At 51.3% G+C, this 18,591-nt stretch carries 12 protein-coding genes; 9 read left to right on the top strand and 3 right to left on the bottom strand.

All coding sequences use genetic code 11. From position 1 onward, the window contains the following. Window position 1 precedes the first annotated feature (1 nt). From araA to AAHB90_RS03550, 3 genes are all read right to left on the bottom strand, one after another. Window positions 2-1,492, bottom strand: coding sequence for an L-arabinose isomerase (gene araA / locus AAHB90_RS03560; protein WP_342083529.1), 1,491 nt, complete (start codon window positions 1,490-1,492; stop codon window positions 2-4). Further along, window positions 1,492-3,156: a ribulokinase gene (locus tag AAHB90_RS03555; RefSeq protein WP_342083528.1), complete on the bottom strand. Its 1,665-nt coding sequence runs from the start codon at window positions 3,154-3,156 to the stop codon at window positions 1,492-1,494. The genes araA and AAHB90_RS03555 overlap by 1 nt, the downstream gene beginning before the upstream one ends. Window positions 3,157-3,595: 439 nt before the next feature. Then, complete coding sequence (locus AAHB90_RS03550) at window positions 3,596-4,300, bottom strand: NUDIX hydrolase (protein WP_342083527.1); 705 nt, start codon at window positions 4,298-4,300, stop codon at window positions 3,596-3,598. A gap of 220 nt (window positions 4,301-4,520) precedes the next feature. Between AAHB90_RS03550 and AAHB90_RS03545 the strand changes: the two genes are divergently transcribed. From AAHB90_RS03545 to AAHB90_RS03505, 9 genes are all read left to right on the top strand, one after another. Further along, complete coding sequence (locus AAHB90_RS03545; RefSeq protein ID WP_342083526.1) at window positions 4,521-5,108, top strand: RNA polymerase sigma factor; 588 nt, start codon at window positions 4,521-4,523, stop codon at window positions 5,106-5,108. A gap of 71 nt (window positions 5,109-5,179) precedes the next feature. After that, window positions 5,180-6,205 (top strand): FecR family protein, encoded by a 1,026-nt coding sequence (locus tag AAHB90_RS03540; RefSeq protein ID WP_342083525.1) that lies wholly within the window; start codon window positions 5,180-5,182, stop codon window positions 6,203-6,205. 162 nt (window positions 6,206-6,367) lie between these two features. Further along, complete coding sequence (locus tag AAHB90_RS03535) at window positions 6,368-9,979, top strand: TonB-dependent receptor (protein ID WP_342083524.1); 3,612 nt, start codon at window positions 6,368-6,370, stop codon at window positions 9,977-9,979. A gap of 15 nt (window positions 9,980-9,994) precedes the next feature. Continuing rightward, window positions 9,995-11,725: a RagB/SusD family nutrient uptake outer membrane protein gene (locus AAHB90_RS03530; protein WP_342083523.1), complete on the top strand. Its 1,731-nt coding sequence runs from the start codon at window positions 9,995-9,997 to the stop codon at window positions 11,723-11,725. A gap of 33 nt (window positions 11,726-11,758) precedes the next feature. Next, the gene (locus tag AAHB90_RS03525) at window positions 11,759-12,082 is read left to right on the top strand and encodes a hypothetical protein (protein WP_342083522.1); all 324 of its coding nucleotides are present in this window, start codon (window positions 11,759-11,761) and stop codon (window positions 12,080-12,082) included. Between the two features lie 8 nt (window positions 12,083-12,090). After that, on the top strand, window positions 12,091-13,002 hold the full coding sequence (locus AAHB90_RS03520; RefSeq protein ID WP_342083521.1) for a metallophosphoesterase family protein: 912 nt from the start codon (window positions 12,091-12,093) through the stop codon (window positions 13,000-13,002). Window positions 13,003-13,164: 162 nt separating this feature from the next. Then, window positions 13,165-13,758, top strand: a complete 594-nt coding sequence (locus tag AAHB90_RS03515; RefSeq protein ID WP_342083520.1) for an RNA polymerase sigma factor — start codon at window positions 13,165-13,167, stop codon at window positions 13,756-13,758. 89 nt (window positions 13,759-13,847) lie between these two features. After that, entirely contained in the window at window positions 13,848-14,927 is a 1,080-nt protein-coding gene (locus tag AAHB90_RS03510) for a FecR family protein (RefSeq protein ID WP_342083519.1), read from the top strand. Between the two features lie 192 nt (window positions 14,928-15,119). Then, complete coding sequence (locus AAHB90_RS03505; RefSeq protein ID WP_342083518.1) at window positions 15,120-18,560, top strand: TonB-dependent receptor; 3,441 nt, start codon at window positions 15,120-15,122, stop codon at window positions 18,558-18,560. Window positions 18,561-18,591 lie beyond the last annotated feature (31 nt).

Genomic DNA, 18,591 nt, shown 5'->3' with positions numbered 1-18,591 from the left:
ATTATCTGTAATAAGCTTCGCTCCACCGCAACTCATTTTTCAGCTGCCGCAGGGTAGTGTTTTTATCAATCACAACCAATTCTACCCCCACCATTTCAGCGAAGGTTTCGATATGCTCGGTCGTAAGATTTTGACTAAAAGCAGTATGGTGCGCACCGCCGGCATAAATCCAGGCAGCACACCCGGTTTGCATGTCCGGCAGCGGCTTCCACAGCACGCGTGCAACGGGCAGTTTAGGCAATTGCTCGGTTGCTTCGACGGCTTCCACTTCATTCACCAACAAGCGGAAACGGTTACCCATATCCACCAGCGAGACATTCAGTGCCGGACCACCGGGTGCATTGAACACGAGCCGCACAGGATCGTCCTTCCCTCCTATTCCCAGGGCATGGACCTCAACCGACGGCTTTCCTTTCGCAATGCTGGGACATATTTCCAACATATGCGAGCCGAGTACCAGATTATTGGAAGGGTTAAAATGGTAGGTATAATCTTCCATAAACGAGTTGCCACCGGGCAGGCCACTGGCCATTACTTTCAATGCACGCACCATTGCCGACGTTTTCCAGTCGCCTTCGCCTGCATAGCCATAGCCGGCCGCCATCATCCGCTGTGAACCGATGCCCGGCAACTGTTTCATTCCGTGCAGGTCTTCGAACGTATTGGTATAACCCTTGAAATTGCCGTCTTTGAGAAAGTATTTCAAACCCAGCTCGATTTTCGCGGCGTCACGCAAGGCCTGGTGACGCTGGCCGCCGTTTTCCAGGCCGGAAGCAAGCTGGTAAGCATCGGAATATTCGCCGATCAGCGCAGCGATATCAGCATCCGAAACCTGATTGATTACCGCTACCAGATCTCCTACCGCGTACGTATTCACCGAGAAACCGAAAGTCATTTCCGCGGCCACCTTATCGCCGTCGGTAACCGCTACTTCGCGCATATTGTCACCAAACCGGACAAATCTGGCCCCTTTCAGGTCGTGGCGGGCTGCCGCTACCCTCGCCCACTGGCCCAGGCCTTCAATCACGTGTTCCTGTTGCCAATGCCCTACGATCACCTTCCGGTTCAGGCGCATACGCGTCATCATAAATCCGAACTCGCGGTCGCCATGTGCCGACTGGTTCAGGTTCATGAAATCCATATCGATCTCAGCCCACGGAATGTCGCGGTTGTATTGTGTGTGCAAATGCAGCAATGGCTTTTGCAGGATCTGCAAGCCACGGATCCACATTTTGGCGGGGGAAAAAGTGTGCATCCAGGCCACGATTCCAATGCAGCCGGGCACGCTGTTGGCCTCCTGTATGATGTTGTAAATTTCATCCGGCGATTTGACAACCGGCTTGAAAACTACCCGCACAGGTACCTGCGGGGCCTGGTCGAGGTAGCGGGCGATGATCTGCGAGTGTTCATCGACCTGCCGGAGTGTCTCCTCGCCATACAAATGCTGACTTCCGGTGATAAACCAGACTTCAAACTGTTTTAAATCGAGCATCAGGTAAGTTGTAAATGTGCTTTTTGTAGAAATTCATTTTCGATATAGGCCCCTGCTTCCAGGTATTTCTGATAAAGCTGCTGATAAACAGCCGCCTGCGCCTCACGCGGCTCATATACCGCATCGAAACCTGAGCTCATAGCCTCCTGCGCGTCCTGTAAGTTGGAATGCACGCCGGCCGCTACCGAAGCGAACATTGCCGCGCCCAATGCGCAAGCCTGCTCGGAGGCCGCAACTTTGATAGGCATATTCAAGACATCGGCCAGGGTTTGCATGACAAACGCGGATTTCTTCGCCACTCCACCGATCGCAATTACCTGATGGATAGGCACTCCCTCATTCCTGAAACGTTCAACGATCGCCTTGGAACCGTAGGCCGTAGCCTCCACAAGCGCCTTGAAGATGCGGGGGCTGTCGCTTGCCAGGTTTAAACCTAACACCCCTCCCTTAAGAGTATGTTTCGCATCGGGCGTACGGCGACCATTCAGCCAGTCGATGGCGATAATGTCTTTTTCTGTCACCGGTAGTCTGGCTGCTTGTTCCGACAAATGCGGGATCAGTTTCTTCGAAAGGCTGGCGGCCTCTTCTTCACCGAGCAAAGTCCTGACAGGTTCGATGATCAGTTTGGAAAACCATGCATAAATATCCCCGAACGCCGATTGCCCTGCCTCCATACCCAGCATTCCGGGTACAATGGACCCATCCACCTGCCCGCAAATTCCTTTGATCAGCAAATGCCCGACCTCCTCATTAGGCGCCACCAGCATGTCGCAGGTGGAAGTACCGATAACCTTGCATAATGAATATGGCTCAATGAGCGCGCCTACCGCACCCATATGAGCGTCGAAAGCGCCTACGCCAATCACTACATCCTCAGGGATACCCAGCTTCGCGGCCCATTCTTTCGAAATCGTGCCCATCGGTTGGTCGGAAGTTTCTGTTTCGGCGAAAAGCCGGCCACGCAGGCCGTCGAGCAACGGGTCGAGTTCCTTGAAAAACGCATTGGATGGAAGCCCGTCGAAATCCTGGTGCCAGAGGGCCTTGTGGCCGGCAGCACAGCGGGAACGTTTCAGAAGCAGCGGATCGGTAATGCCCGTGAGCTCGGCAGAAACCCAATCGCAATGCTCAACCCAGGAAAATGCCTTTTCGCGCACAAACTCGTCAACCCGTAACGTGCGCAGGATTTTGGCCCAAAACCATTCCGAAGAATAGATTCCGCCAACATATTTTGTAAAATCGATATTGTAGCTATGCGCCAGCCGGTTGATCTCCTCGGCTTCCGCATTGGCGGTATGGTCTTTCCAAAGGATAAACATCCCATTGGGATTCTCGGCAAACTCCGGAAGCAATGCCAGCGGCGTGCCATTCCTGTCGACCGCCACGGGCGTGGAACCGGTCGTATCCACCGAAATACCCCGTACATTACCACGCACGGATGGCGAAGCCTGGGCCAGCGCACCGGTAACGGCGCTTTCCAGACTTTCGAGATAGTCGAGCGGATGCTGCCGGAACTGCGAAACGCTCGCATCGCAATATTTGCCCTGCTTCCAGCGTGGATATTCCCGCACGGCCGTCCCCACCTGCTCGCCCGTGTTCGCATTCACCACTAATGCCCTCACAGAGTCGGTACCGAAGTCGATACCAATGACATAATTCTCTTCCATAAATGTCGGTTTAGGATGTTCTCGAACCAATTTGACGCATTTATTTAACTTATCACCTAACAAATATAAATAAAATTGTTTTTAGTGTATTAATGACACAATTTAAATTTTGGGGAAAGGAGGAAAGGGAGGATGGAGGAAGGGGAGGATGGGGTCGAACAAAAAATACAGATTGTTGGAGCAGAAAGACATAAAATGCCGCTAGGCATATAATATCGGTAGTAGCTGCGCATTGCACATGCCTGCCAAATGCCCCTGGGCATGTAACTAACATGCATGACAACATCACCGCCGCCATTTTTGTTGTCGCATCCCTGACGGGATTTCGCCATTCCTTCCGCATGGATTGCTACCAATATTACACCGCTACGCGATTTGCCCCCAATCTTCCCCCTTTTCCTCCCATTCCTCCATCCTCCCCTTCCTCCCTTTCCTCCCCCTACCTACTCTTCATCGAATCAGGCATAAAATTCCAGAACGAATGAAATTTGGTTTTGTATCGCTCGGTGTCGAGCTTGTAGAGCGTTGCTTTCTTGGTGGCGCTGTTGTTGTTTTTCTGGCCGGTATCGATGAGCAGGCCGGTTGAGAGAAGCTTCCGGCTGAAATTCCGGCGGTCGATCGGTATGTTGTAAATGGCTTCGTAAAGCTTTTGCAACTGCGGGATCGTGAAGCGCTCTGGCAGGAGCTCAAAGCCGATCGGGTGCAGGGCCGCATTGTATTTGAGGTGTTCGATGGCACGTGACACCATTTCTTCGTGGTCGAAAATGAGTTTCGGACGGGCATCGAGGGAAATCCAGGAAGCATTATGGTTTTTAACAGCCTCCGAGTCATGGTCGTCGATCTTGATCAGGGCAAAAAATACAACCGAAACCGTTCGCTCGCCGGGATCGCGGTTTGCCTTGCCGAAGGTTTCGAGCTGCTCTACGTAAATGTCTTTAAGGCCTGTCAGATTGTAAAGAATCCGCACGGCGCCATCTGCCAGATCTTCATCGGCATTCAAAAAGCCGCCCATCAGCGACCATTTATCCTTTTCGGGCTCGAAATTCCTCTTAATCAATAGCAGCTTGATATCCTTGCCATCAAATCCGAAAATAATGCAGTCGATGGCCACTAGGATCCGTGAGGCCTGGGGATAGTTATTCATTTAGGTGGCGTCGTAGAGGTATTGTCGTTCCATGCGCTGGTTCAACTGATGGCTACAAAACATTTCCCGCGCGAGTCCCGGAAAATGTTAAATTTATGTTAAGAAAGTAAAAAAAAGAACGAGAATACTTAATCTGTTTAAAGAGTTAACTCACAAATTTAAGTACGAATTTTGTTCCGCTTCTCAGCGAGAACAATCAGATTATTAAAAGGCTATCTTCATGATGAACAACTTCTACGCTACCTGTTCCGATGAAAATATCCTTGCGCTGATCGGTGAGCAGGACGATGAGCTGGCCTTTGCGGAACTGTACAACCGCTACTTCAAAACCCTGTTCAATTATGCTTACTCGAAGGTTAACGACCGGTTTGCCGCGCAGGAGATTGTTCAGGAGCTTTTTGTAAATATCTGGCAGCAACGCCGTCAAAACCAGGTCCAATGCGGCCGGTCGTTCCTGTTTACGATTGCCAAACGCCTCATCATATCTTTCTATCGGAAAGAATACACCCGCCAGCACCACTATGGCCAGTGGGAAATCCACCATAGCGAAACTTCCGATTTCGCCGATCAGCCGACCCTGGCTTCCGATCTGCAAAACCGCTACGAGCAAGGCCTTCATTTGCTTTCACCCAAGTGCCATGAAGTTTTCACGATGAGCCGCCGGGGCCTTTCCAACAAACAGATCGGTGAAGCGCTCAATATTTCAGAAAAAACCGTCGAGCAGCACATTACCAAGGCATTACGCATTCTGAAAGAGCATTTGAAAGAGCATATGATCTGCGCTCTTCTTATTTTTTCTTCTTTTTAAAAAAATTCCAAAAACGAGTAAGGGTTACCCTTCCGGCGCGCGACTTCTGGGTTGATAACATTCCCGATCTCATGAAGCCAAACGGTATTCTGCCCGCATTACTCGAAAAATACCTGTCCGGTGAATGCACCGATGCAGAAAAAGAAACCGTCGAAGCGTGGTATGTTTCGCTGCAAGGCGAGCCACGCTATCTCGACCATCTGCCCGATGCGGAACAGGACGAAATACGGCAGGAGGCATTCGGGAATATCCGGCAGGAACTGAATATGGCGGAAGAACGGCCGGTTCGCCGGTTACCATGGCATTGGCTGGCGGGAATAGCGGCCTCCGTACTCGTCGCGCTGGGTATTTTCCTTGCCGGAAACCTGAAAACAGCGCAATCGCCCGAGGTTATTGTCAAAGACCTCAAATCCGATTCATCCAAAGCATTACCAGTGACCAGGTTCGAAAATACCGGCAGGCAGATTGTCCGGCACCAGCTTCCCGATGGTAGCGTCGTGACCATGCATCCGAAATCCACCATAATGTACCAAACCGCATTTGCCACCAACAAGCGGTTCGTGGAGTTTTCAGGGGAAGGTTTTTTTGATGTAAAAAAAGACAAAACGCGCCCATTCAATATCAAAAGCGGGGACATGGTTATTCGCGTACTGGGAACCAGCTTTAACGTGAAGGCGATCGAAAGCCAGAAAAAATTCCAGGTCGACGTCGTCACCGGCAGCGTCCAGGTAACCGCACAGGGCGAGTCGTTCGACAAGCAGGAAGTAGTGCTGAAACCGCAACAACAGGCGCTGTTTGAACTGGATTCAAAACGCCTTATTTCAAAAACATCCCCGCTGCAAGCCAAAAAGGAGATATACGAGCCGGTTTCTATTGCATTTGAAGAAACACCGCTGAAAAAAGTGATCGAACAGCTTGAAAAGCGCTTCAATGTGTCGATTTCACTCACAAACCCAGGCCTCGCAAAATGCGGCCTGACGGCTAATTTCGAGTCACAGACTTTCCCCAACATTCTCGAAATTCTGTGCACCTCGCTCGATGTAACCTACACCATTTCAGATAATAACATTACGATCAGCGGAGAACCATGTGAATAATCCTTAATACCACCCATGAACTTATGAACCCGTCCGTACCACCGTAAAAAAGGCCGGAAGTGTACCACCACTACCCGGCCCCAATGCCATCCTTTTTCTTCGTACCACCGTTTCAAAAGGATGTTTTATCCAATAGTGCCTAACCATCAGACAATCAAAATTATGCAAAAAACAGTACGTAACAAGCCGGTCGACTGGCGAAAAATTATGCGCATTGGACTGCTTCAATGGATTCTTGCCGTCTCGCTCGCAGCCGGCAGTTATGCGAAGGAAACTGCGGCCCAGTCTGTGCTGAGTAAAGACGTCACGCTCACACTCCGCAATGTTTCGCTCAAACAGGCCCTGAATGAGATCCAGGCCCGTGCCAATACCCGCTTTGTGTACAGCAGCCGGGTTTCCGTGAAGGAAAACGTAACCATTGATGTAAAGAACCAGAAGTTGTCCAAAGTGCTGGACCAGCTGCTGGCACCTCGTGGCATTAATTATAAAGTGATCAATAACCAGATCGTGCTCGCGAAGACGCGCGTCAGCCGGGAGGAATCGGTGATTCCCGAACTGGAAGAAAAACTGCATCAATATATATTACCAACCGAAATCCAGGTGCGCGGTACAGTCAGCTCATCGGACGGGCAGGGTACGCTACCGGGTGTAAGTATCGTCGTGAAAGGTACCTCCCAGGGCACCACCACCGACGGCGACGGCAAGTTCGAGATCACCGTACCGAATGTGGAATCGGCGCTGGTTTTCAGCTTTGTCGGTTATGTTTCGCAGGAAATCGTGGTAGGTAACCGCACCGAGCTCAATGTGACTTTACAGGCGGACAATAAGGCATTATCAGAGCTTGTAGTCGTAGGTTATGGAACGCAAAAGCGTGTGAACCTCACCGGCGCCGTGTCGCAAGTGCAGTCCAAAGACTTGGAAAACAGGCCTTTGAACAACATGTCACAAATCCTGCAAGGGATGGTACCCAACCTGAATATTACTTTCAGTACCGGTCAGCCTGGTAAGGGAGGCGCTTTAAACGTGCGTGGGGAAACTTCGGTCAATGGCGGCTCGCCGCTTGTGCTGATCGATGGTATTCCCGGCGACATCAACCGCATTAACCCCGGTGACGTCGAATCTGTTTCGGTATTGAAAGATGCGGCCGCCTCGGCCATTTATGGTGCCCGCGGTGCTTTCGGGGTGATTTTGGTGACCACCAAGACTGCGAAAAACGGTAAAACCACCATTTCTTACAGCAACAACTTCGGCTGGTCGAAACCTACGATCAACACCGATTTCATGACCAATGGCTATGATTACGTAAAAATTAATGATGAAGCCTTCATTCGCGCAACGGGGAACAGCTATACCCGCTATTCGGAAGAAGATTACAAGGAAATCGAAGCACGCCGTTACGACAAAACCGAAAATCCGGCCCGCCCGTGGGTAGTGGTCAAGAATGTCAATGGCAAAGACATTTACAACTATTACGGCAACTACGACTGGTGGAATACGATCTTCAACATGAGCCAGCCATCGCGCCAGCATAACCTGAACCTTTCCGGGGGCACGGACAAGATCAACTATTTCCTCTCCGGTTCAGTATATGAAAAAGATGGGATCATGCGGATCAATACCGACAAATTCACTTCCTATACACTGCGGAGCAAGATCAACGCGCAGCTGACGCCCTGGTTGAAGGTCAGCAACAACACGCAGTATTTCGATTCCAAATACAAATATCCAGGTCTGGAAGGCGGTGCCAATGCCAACTTCGTAGCCATTACCGTGCACGCATTACCTATTTACGCGCCGCGTAACCCGGATGGAACGCCTACCTACAACACATTAAAAAACAACTACTCGATCGGCGATGGCTTATTCGCTAACCTCCTGAAAGGCGTTGCGGGTGGTGAACAGAAAGTGCACGAGTTAACGACCATTAACACGGTTGAAATGAATCTGGCCAAGAACTGGAACCTCACCGCCAATCATTCCTATTCGTTTTACATTACCGACGACTGGTACCGTTCGGCCGTAGCAACCTACTCCATCCAGCCAGGCATTCTCACGACGGTCCCCAACTACAATACCGACCAATTGAAGAAAACATTCTGGTTCGATCCTCAGAACGTCGTGAACGTGTTCTCGTCCTACAATCATACTTTCGGCAAACATTATGTGAGTGCTACGGCGGGTATCAACTACGAAACACGGAAGCATCAGGTGCTCGCCGGTTCACGTAAGAACTTGCTTTCGGAGAGCATCAACGACCTGAACCTCGGTACAGGCGAACAGCTATCGGGTGGCGGTGCTTACCAGTATGAGCTTTTCGGCGCATTCTTCCGCGCAAACTATGACTACCAGGGCAAATACCTGCTCGAAGTGAATGGCCGCTACGATGGTACCTCACGTTTCGGCGAAGGCAAGCGTTACGGGTTCTTCCCGTCGGTATCGGCAGGATGGCGTCTGAGCGAAGAGGACTTCTTCGAACCGGTCCGTAATGTGGTGAACAACCTGAAAATCCGTGCTTCTTACGGAACGTTGGGAAACCAGCTGCCTCCGCGTTTCAACGACAATCCCAGCTCTGCCAGCTTTTATCCTTACGTGCCAATGATGCCGACGGCGCAATCGACCTGGATCACCAACGGCCAGAAATTGCAATACGTGAGCAGCCCATCCCCTATTTCTTCCGGGCTCACCTGGGAATCGGCGACGACTTCCAACATCGGTATCGATGCCACGTTGCTGAAAAACCGGCTTAACCTTTCGTTCGACGGCTACATCCGGAATACGACCGACATGCTTATTCCGGGACAGGTCCTTCCTTCCGTTTACGGGGCTACCGTGCCGACCCAGAATGCGGGTGATTTGCAAACCAAAGGTTTCGAACTGTCCATCGCCTGGGCGGATCTGTTTAAAGTGGCCGGCAAGGCGCTTACTTATAATGTGTCCTTCATTGTTTCAGATTCCAAATCCAAAATCACCAAATACGACAACCCGAACAAGGTGCTTTCAAGCCCTTATGTAGGCCAGACGATCGGTGAAATGTGGGGCTATTCCATCGATGGAATGTTCCAGAGCAATGAAGAAGCCCAGGCTTTCAAGATCGATCAGTCGTTCGTCAACAAGCAACGCCTGAGCGCACCGGGCGAATGGAGCAAGCTGCAAGCCGGCGACCTGCGTTTCGTGGACCTAAACGGCGACGGCAAGATCAACAACGGCTCAAACACCCTTGCCGATCCCGGCGATATGAAGATTGTCGGTAACAACCGTGTGCGTTTCCGCTATGGTGTCAACCTGGGAGCCTCCTGGAATGGCTTCGACCTATCGGCATTGGCTCAGGGGATTCTTCGTAGAAACTGGTATCCCGGCAACAATGCAGACAAATTCTGGGGACCTTATTCACGACCTTACTACTCGTTTATACCAAAAGATTTTGGAAACGACATCTGGACGCCAGAAAACCCGAATGCTTATTTTCCGGTGCTGCGTGGTTACACGGCACTTAATGACGGTGGCGACCTCCGTTCCACCAACGACCGCTACATCCAGAACGTAGGTTACCTGCGCCTGAAAAACGTAGTGATCGGCTACACCGTGCCGGAGCGTATCAGTAAGCTGGTCCGCATTCCCAGGGCGAGGATCTACATCAGCGGCGAAAACCTGCTGACCTACACGCCTCTCCGTTCGAAATACATCGATCCTGAGCAGTTCGACGGCGACGGGACTAATGGACGTACTTATCCATTGTCGAAAACCATTTCAGCCGGTCTCAACCTCACATTCTAAAAGGCATTCATACCGATGAAAAAAATACTTAGCATTATAGCCATTTCACTGGGTCTGGTGGCTTGTGACCTGGACCAGCTTCCGCAGGACGCGATCTCTCCGGAGACATTTTTCAATACCGAAAACGACTTGCTGCTTTACACCAACTCATTTTACAATGCACTGCCCAGCGCGGAGGATGTATACAATGAGGACGTCGACAATATTGTCAAAACCAGCTTGCGCGACGAATTGCAGGGAACGCGGGTAGTTCCCACGAGCGGCGGCGGATGGAGCTGGGGAAATTTGCGGAATATCAACTATTTCCTCGCCAACTCAGGCAAATGTCCCGACAAAAAGGCCGTAGCCAAATACAATGGCCTCGCCCGTTTCTTCCGCGCGTATTTCTATTTTGGAATGGTTAAACGCTTCGGCGATGTGCCCTGGTACTCCACCACCATCGAGCTCGAAGACCAGGCGTTGCTCACCAAAGCCCGCGACCCGCGCACACTCGTGATGGACTCGGTAATGGCCGATATCGACTACGCTATCGCCAACCTCGATGCTAGCCGCCAGGTGACTACCATTACTAAATTTACCGCGCTGGCATTGAAATCGCGTATCGCCCTGTTTGAAGGTACATTCCGAAAATACCACCCGGAATACAACCTGCCCAATGCCGACAAGTTCCTCGATGCCTGTATCTCCGCTTCGGAAGATCTGATGAAAAATAGTGGTTATTCTATTTACAAGGCTACACCTGCGACCGCGTACATGAAGTTGTTCTCATCCGACAATGCGATTCCGGACGAAGTGATCCTTGCACGTGATTTCAGCGATGAATTGCAGGTTTACCATAACCTGAACTACTACACGATGACGGCTTCCTATGGCCGTCCTGGCCTGGAAAAGAAGCTGGTGAACAGCTACCTGATGGCCGACGGCTCGCGGTTTACCGATGTGAAAGGTTACGAAACCATGCAGTTTTATGATGAGGTTCAAAACCGCGACCCGCGCCTGGCACAGACCATCCGCACACCTGGATATACGCGGATCGGCGAAGCTGCTCAGCTGGTGCCGGAGTTTGGCGCCACTGTGACGGGTTACCAGCTGATCAAGTTTGTATCGGCACCCAAGTGGGATACTTTCTCGAAAGACATTACCGACATGCCCGTGTTCCGCTACGCCGAAGTGCTGCTGAACTACGCCGAAGCCAAAGCCGAAAAAGGTACATTGACCCAGGCCGACCTCGACATTTCAACCAAACTCACCCGCGACCGCGTAGGCATGCCAAACATCGACATGGCGCAGGCCAATGCCAAACCGGACCCTTACCAGGCCGCTCAGTACACGCAGATCAGCAGCAAAAACCTGGGTGTGATCCTGGAAATCCGCCGTGAACGCCGTATCGAGCTGGTCATGGAGAATTTCTTCCGCTGGGACGACCTTATTCGTTGGAAAGAAGGCCAGGCCCTTACCAAACAATACAAAGGCATGTACTTCCCCGGCCCCGGCCAGTACGATCTCGATAAGAGCGGGAGCATTGACGTGGTTATATATGAAGGTACCAAACCCGATATTAAGGGTGCGCAGCTCCTGAAATTAGGCAGCGATGTGTCACTCGAAAATGGCGCGAAAGGCGGTAACATCATCGTGAACGGCCATATTACCAAGAAATTCATCGAAAACAGAGATTACCTTTACCCGATTCCCAAGCAGGAGCGCCTGTTGAACACCAACCTGACGCAAAACCCGAACTGGGAATAATGCATTATCCGACTGTTCCTAACCCTTAATTTTATGCTTTCAGACAGAAGGTCGTTTCTTGAAAAAATGTCTCAGATCGGGGCACTGAGCCTGTTGCCCCTGGCCGCAGCGCCGGCTGCCGGTTCGCAGGCTGCTCACGCAGCCGGGGTTCCACCCGTTGCCAACGACAAAAACCATTTTGTGGCCGGTCCGTACTTACAGAACATGGGCTCCGACGAGGTCACGATTATGTGGATTACCCATAAAACTGTTTCAGCTGGGTCGAGTACGGCGCGGGTACTTATACGAGCAAGCGCGAATTCGGCTACAACAATGGGCTTATCGAGGCGAACAACCGCATTAATAAAATTACATTAACCAACCTTGTGCCCGGTACCGAGCACAAGTATAAGATCGTGTCCACCGAAGTGCTCGGGTACAAAGGCTCAAAGGTGGAATTCGGCGAAACGATATCCAGCCCATTATACGGTTTCAAAACCTGGGGCCAGAATGAGGACGAGTTCAAGATGGTGGTGTTCAATGATATCCACGACCGTCCGCAAATCATCCCGCAGCTTTTGTACCGCCACGGCTATACGGGCAATACCAAAGATTATGATTTCGTGGTTTTCAACGGCGATTGCTTCGACTGGGTAACCGAAGAGCAGCAGATGGTCGACCATTTGATCAAGCCGTCGGTCGATATTTTCGCGACGGAGTTCCCGTTCCTGCTCACACAGGGTAACCACGAATGCCGGGGCAGCTTTTCGCGGCACATTCCGGAGTATTATGCCTATCCCGATAACAAGTATTACTTCGCATTCACCCGCGGACCGGTGCGGTTTCTCGTGCTCGATTCGGGGGAGGACAAAACCGACGACAGCGTCGAATACGGCGGCTTGTCGGCATTTGACCGCTACCGCGAGGTGCAGAAAAAATGGCTGGAAAAAGAAATAGAATCGCCGGAGTTTAAAAAGGCAGATTTCCGGGTGCTTTTAATCCACATTTCCCCCTACCATTCGGGCGACTGGCATGGTACCATGCACTGCCGGGAGCTATTCGGACCTGTTTTGAACAAGGCCAGAATCGACCTGCAAATCTCCGGGCACACGCACCGGTACATGACACACGAGGCGGATGCAGATCATAACTGGCCGATCGTCATTGGCGGCGGCCCGCTCGAAGGCAAACGGACGCTCATCAAGCTCCATGCCACCCGTAAACAGCTGGATTTGAAAATGATCCGCGACGATGGTGAGCTAGTGGGCAAGTTCCTGATCACTAAAAAGAACAAATGACAATCTCATACGGCAGCAAATCTGTTGACTTGCTGCCGTATGTTTTTCGGGTGTTCGGTTACTTAAAATATTAACCCAACATTAAATAATCGCCGCCGGTCGCACCGGATTTTTGCCAACAAAGAAAAATGGTACATTTGCCCTTGACGTAACCCATTTTTCGTGGAACAGGATTCGGTACTTTGGCAAAAGTTCAGGGAAGGCGACCCGCTTGCCTTCGAGCAACTGTTGCGCAGCTACTACCGGCCATTGTTCGATTACGGAAGGCGGTTCGTAAGCGACCGTGATGTCCTTAAAGACCTCGTCCACGATCTTTTCCTTCATTTGTGGGAACGCAGGGAATCACTCGGCAAAACTGACCACATCAAACCCTATTTGCTTACCAGCCTCCGCAACCGCATTTTCAAGAACAGCAACCGGTTCGAAGCCCGGCCGGACATTTTCCTGGCGCTCGAACATACGCCCGAAGATTTTCACGAAACGGCCAACTCCATCGAGAGCGAGCTGATCCTTACCGAGTTCGCCGCGGAAAAGCTTTCCCGCATTCAGCATATTATCCAGTCGCTCACGCCGCGGCAACAGGAAATCATTCATTTGAAATTTTATCAGGACCTTTCCAATGAGCGCATTGCGGAAATCCTTAACATTTCACGTCCGGCAACGGCTAACCTCCTGTACGAGAGCCTGAAAATGTTCCGCGAAAAATGGCTTCTGGTAGCGGGGCTCCTCCTTCTTTTCCTCGCGGGAGGGCATTGATCCAAAATTTTTGAAAATTTTTTCCTGTTCTTCCATGATCCTGACGGTCGCGGCGGATTATACTATTAGAACACATTCACCTCAGACCAATGCATCCATTTTACCACTATAACCTGGAAGATTTTCTGACCGACGACGATTTCAGGGTGTGGGTAAAAAACGGCCAGCCCCGAAATGATTTTTTCTGGGCCAAACTCCGCTCGGAATATTCCGAAAAGGCGCTGCTGATGGACCAGGCGGCCGAGCTGATCCTTACCTGGGAAAAACAACCCAGCGACCTCACGCACGAAGAGCTCGACCACGAGGTGAACCGGATACTCAATGAATCCGTCCGGACATTACCTACCCGAAAAACCGGCATCGTTCAACTCCGCTGGTGGTATGCTGCGGCGGCGGTGTTCTTGATGGTAGGTTTTGGATGGTTGATTTCGGGGAATAATGTATTTCAAAAAAACGAATACACGTATAAGCGCTACGTTTCCGCTTCACCAGTCCCGCTGAAAGAGCTATCGAACAAAGGCAAAAAGCCGATGAAGGTAAGTCTTCCCGACGGCAGTGAAATACAGCTGATGCCCGACGCCGTGATCAGCTATGCGCCGGTTTTTGTTCAAAATCATAAAAGAGAGGTATTTCTTTCGGGAGAGGCATTTTTCGAAGTCCGGAAAGACAGAGCAAATCCTTTTTTTGTGTATGCCAATAATCTCGTTACCCGGGTAGTAGGAACGAGTTTTACCATTAAATCCTCTTCGGAACGCGTAGAAGTGATCGTTCGTACGGGGAAAGTGGCCGTAATGCAGGCGAAAGATCTCGCCGGAAACGAGGCGGGCTCTGAAATGCTGTTAACACCCAATCAGCAAGTGATATTCACTACCGGGCAGCCCGTGCTCGAACGAAGCATAGCCGAAAACCCGGTGGCCATCTCGCACCCTGTTGCAAAACCGGATTTCACATTTGACAATCAGCCTGTTGGGGAAGTATTCCGGTTAATGCAGGAAACCTACGGAATCCCCATTTTGTACGACTCCGTTCGGCTCGGAAACTGCTCTCTGCGCGTAGCGTTGCGCGACGAGCCATTCTTTGATAAGTTAGGAATAATCTGCTCTACCATCGAAGCGAGCTACCAGGTAACCGACGGACAGGTCGTTATCACGGGGCAGGGCTGCGAATAACCAAGTTTCCTTTCAACCCAAACCACCCTTCTACCCTATGGCAAAATCTTGACCCAGATTCATTAAAAAAGCCGGCAATGATTGCAGCATTACCGGCCTGATTCTCCCGGTTCATTTCAACAGAAGGACAGTTCCGCCAAAATCGGAGCACGGGAGGGCTTTGTCCAGAATTCATCAAAACCATTCGAATTTATGAAAAAAAGTAGTCGACCACTAACGTACCTGGTGACTGTGATGAAAATTGCATGCATACCATTCATACTGACCCTGCTGTTCAGCAGCTTGTCGCTTGCCAGTAATGGGCTCGCGCAGGAACTGCTGCAACGCAACGTAACCCTGAAAGCCGAGCGCCAGGACCTGCGCCAGGTGCTCACAAGCCTGGAAAAATCCACCGGCGTCCGGTTCTCGTACGTGCCCTCGCTCGTGCGCAATCAGAAGGTGACTGTTACGGCTGAAAATCAGCGTCTCTCCACCGTCCTCGACCAGTTGCTGGCGCCATTGAATATCCGGTATTCGGTATCCAGGGATTACATTATCCTCAACCGGAAACCAAGCAAGGCTGCGGGCGGGAACGACACGAGCGTGCTCGATGTATCCGGCGACGAGAGCCCGATCGACCGGATAATCCGCGGAAAAGTCACCGCCGCCGACACAAAAGAAGCACTACCGGGTGTAAGTGTGGTGGTAAAGGGTACCCAGCACGGCACCTCCACCGAAGCCAACGGAACTTTTGAAATAGAAGTCCCAAATGGCGATGCACAGCTTGTTTTCAGCTTTGTCGGCTACCTCGCCCAGGAAGTGAACGTCGGCAACCAGTCGGAACTGGACGTAACGCTTCTTTCGGATACCAAATCTTTGCAGGAAGTCGTGGTAATAGGCTACGGAACTGTGAAGAAAGCTGATTTGTCCGCTTCGGTTTCAACCGTTCCGGATATGGACCAGATCAAAAACCGGCCCGTACTGAACGTCGGCAGCATGATCCAGGGCAAAGTAGCCGGTGTGACGGCCATCAGCAATGGCGGCCACCCCAACCAGACGCCCAATATTACCATTCGCGGAACAGGCTCCCGTGGGGGCGAGAGCGTACTTTACGTGGTCGACGGCGTACCCAATGCTCCTTACAACCCGGCTGATATCGAATCGATTACCGTTTTGAAAGATGCGGCTTCGGCGGCAATTTACGGTGCATTCTCCGGTTCGGCCGGTGTTATCCTTATCACCACACGCCAGGCATCACAAGGCAAGCCAAGCATCGAATACAGTGGTTTTATGGGAATGAAACAAGCCTGGAAACTACCGCAATCGCTTAATGCGGCGGACGAAGCCAAGGTTTCCAATCTGGCCTATACCAATGCGGGCCTTGCCCCGCTCGACGGCTGGGATGCTACTAAAAACCCGTATGCCCAGGTTACCCGCACCGACTGGATCGACGAAATCTTCCGCACCGGCCTGATACAGCGCCATAACCTGAGCTTCAACGCGGGTACCGACAAGTTTTCCACCCTTTTGCAAGGTCGCTACGAACGCGACGAGGGCACGCTCATCAACACCTACGCCCAGAATCTGTCCGTTCGTTTCAATGCGATGTACAAATTCACCGATAAGATCAAACTCCGCCAGGAGCTTTTTTACAATAACAACGATAACCGCGGGACCGAAACAACCAGCGGTTACAGCGGCACGATCCTCTCTGCCATTTACATGCCGCGTTCGGCCGTGCCTTACTATGAGGATGGTACTTTCGGAGGGGTAGGTCCGCGCGATTCGAAATATCTGGGGATTCACGGTGACGCGATCAGTCCGGTGGGTACGTTAATGCGCTACCGGCCCTACAACAAAAGCAATGATATGCAGTCTGTTACAGAACTGGGTGTGTCGGAGATCATCCCGGGCCTGAGCTTTGTCAGCCGTTTCAGCTACCGCCAGAATAGCTCGCTCTGGAAGAATTTCGAACCTAAAAGAACGGAGCCGGGCAAGCCCAATAATCAGAATACGCTCTCGTATTCTACCAACCGTGGCTATCACTGGATCTGGGAAAATACGGTCAACTACTCCCGCGTGTTCGGCCGCCACAACGTAGGCGCGATGGCCTCCATGACCGCCCAGGAAAACGGCAACCGCAGTTTCAGCATTGCGGCAAAAGGCTTTGAGAATGAAGCCGATTGGGCACAATTCTTTGTCAATGCCTCGATTTTTGACCAAAACCGGCCGGGAGACGACGAATGGAAAGACCGTAATGCCTCGTATGTTGGCCGTCTGTCGTACAGCTGGGCCGACCGCTATTTCGTAACTGCCAGCTATCGTTACGATATTGCCGGACGTCTCGCCGAAGGTTTCCGTGCCAAGGGTTACCCGGGTTTCACAGGAGCCTGGAAACTTAGCTCGGAGCCATTTTTCAATGTTAAAGGCCTCGATCTACTGAAACTACGCGCAAGCTGGGGCCGCATCGGCAACATCGGTTCTATCGGCAGATATTACGGTTATCCGAACCTTACGCCCAACAACACTTACCAGATCGGCAACGGAGCGCCCATCAGCAATGGTTTATATGTGAATGCAAGATTCAATCCCGAGCTATCCTGGGAAACTTCGCAACAGACCGACTTCGGTTTGGATGTAAGCCTGTTAAAGGAAAAACTGACCATTACTGCCGATTACTTTAATAAACTAACCTACGACCTGATCAAACAGCAGGACACCGAATGGACAAATACGAACGGTTACGGTGCGCCTTTCATCAATCAGGGCAAGATCAGAAATACCGGTTTTGAATTCGCTGCCAGCTGGCGTGACCAGATCGGCGAGTTTGGCTATGAGATCGGTGGTAACTTTGCTACCCTCAAAAACCGCGTCGATTACATCGATGAAAACCCTAACTCGGTATGGACCCACGGCGATGCTTGGAGAAGCATTCTGGTACCTTTCCGTTCTACCGTCGGCCAACCTTATTTTTCCTACTGGCTGATCAAAAACGCGGGCATTTTCCAAACCGATGAAGCCGCCGCCGCTTATGTGGGTCCTACCGGTGACCGCATCCAGCCCAATGCAAAGGCTGGCGACCTGAAATTTGTAGATGAGAATGGCGACGGTAAAATCGACGACTCCGACCGCGTGTACATGGGCAATGCATTCCCGAAGATTACTTATGGTATTACGGCTAACGCCAACTGGAAAAACTTCGATTTCAGTATCTTCTTCCAGGGAGTTGGGGGTGTAAAGTTGTTCAATGCATTCAAGCAATCGACATTGAACGGTGCTGAGCAGGGATACAATCGTTGGGACAAGATTCTCGACGCCTGGTCGGAAACCAATACCGGCTCCGATATTCCAAAGATCAGGGCGAACGATCCGAACAAGAACTTCTCGACCAACTCCGACTGGTACCTTGAAAATGGCAATTACCTGCGTCTGAAGAACCTGATCATCGGCTACACGTTCAAAAGTAAGCCTGGCAAGCCCAGCCTGCGTGTGTACGTGAGCGGTGATAACCTGCTGACATTCACGAAATACTCCGGTATGGACCCCGAGATCGGCAGCCAGTATATCGACGGCCGCTACACCGCCCCAGGCCTCGACGGCGGCCAGTATCCGGTGGCACGTGTGTACTCAGCCGGTGTGAAGCTCAAATTCTAATATCCAGATCAGACCAAACAAAGACTTTGAC

It is taken from the genome of Dyadobacter sp. OTU695 (assembly GCF_038440355.1).
Classification (GTDB): Bacteria; Bacteroidota; Bacteroidia; order Cytophagales; family Spirosomataceae; genus Dyadobacter.
The sequence above is the reverse complement of the archived record's forward strand: the minus strand, read 5'-3'. Positions and strand labels throughout refer to the sequence as shown.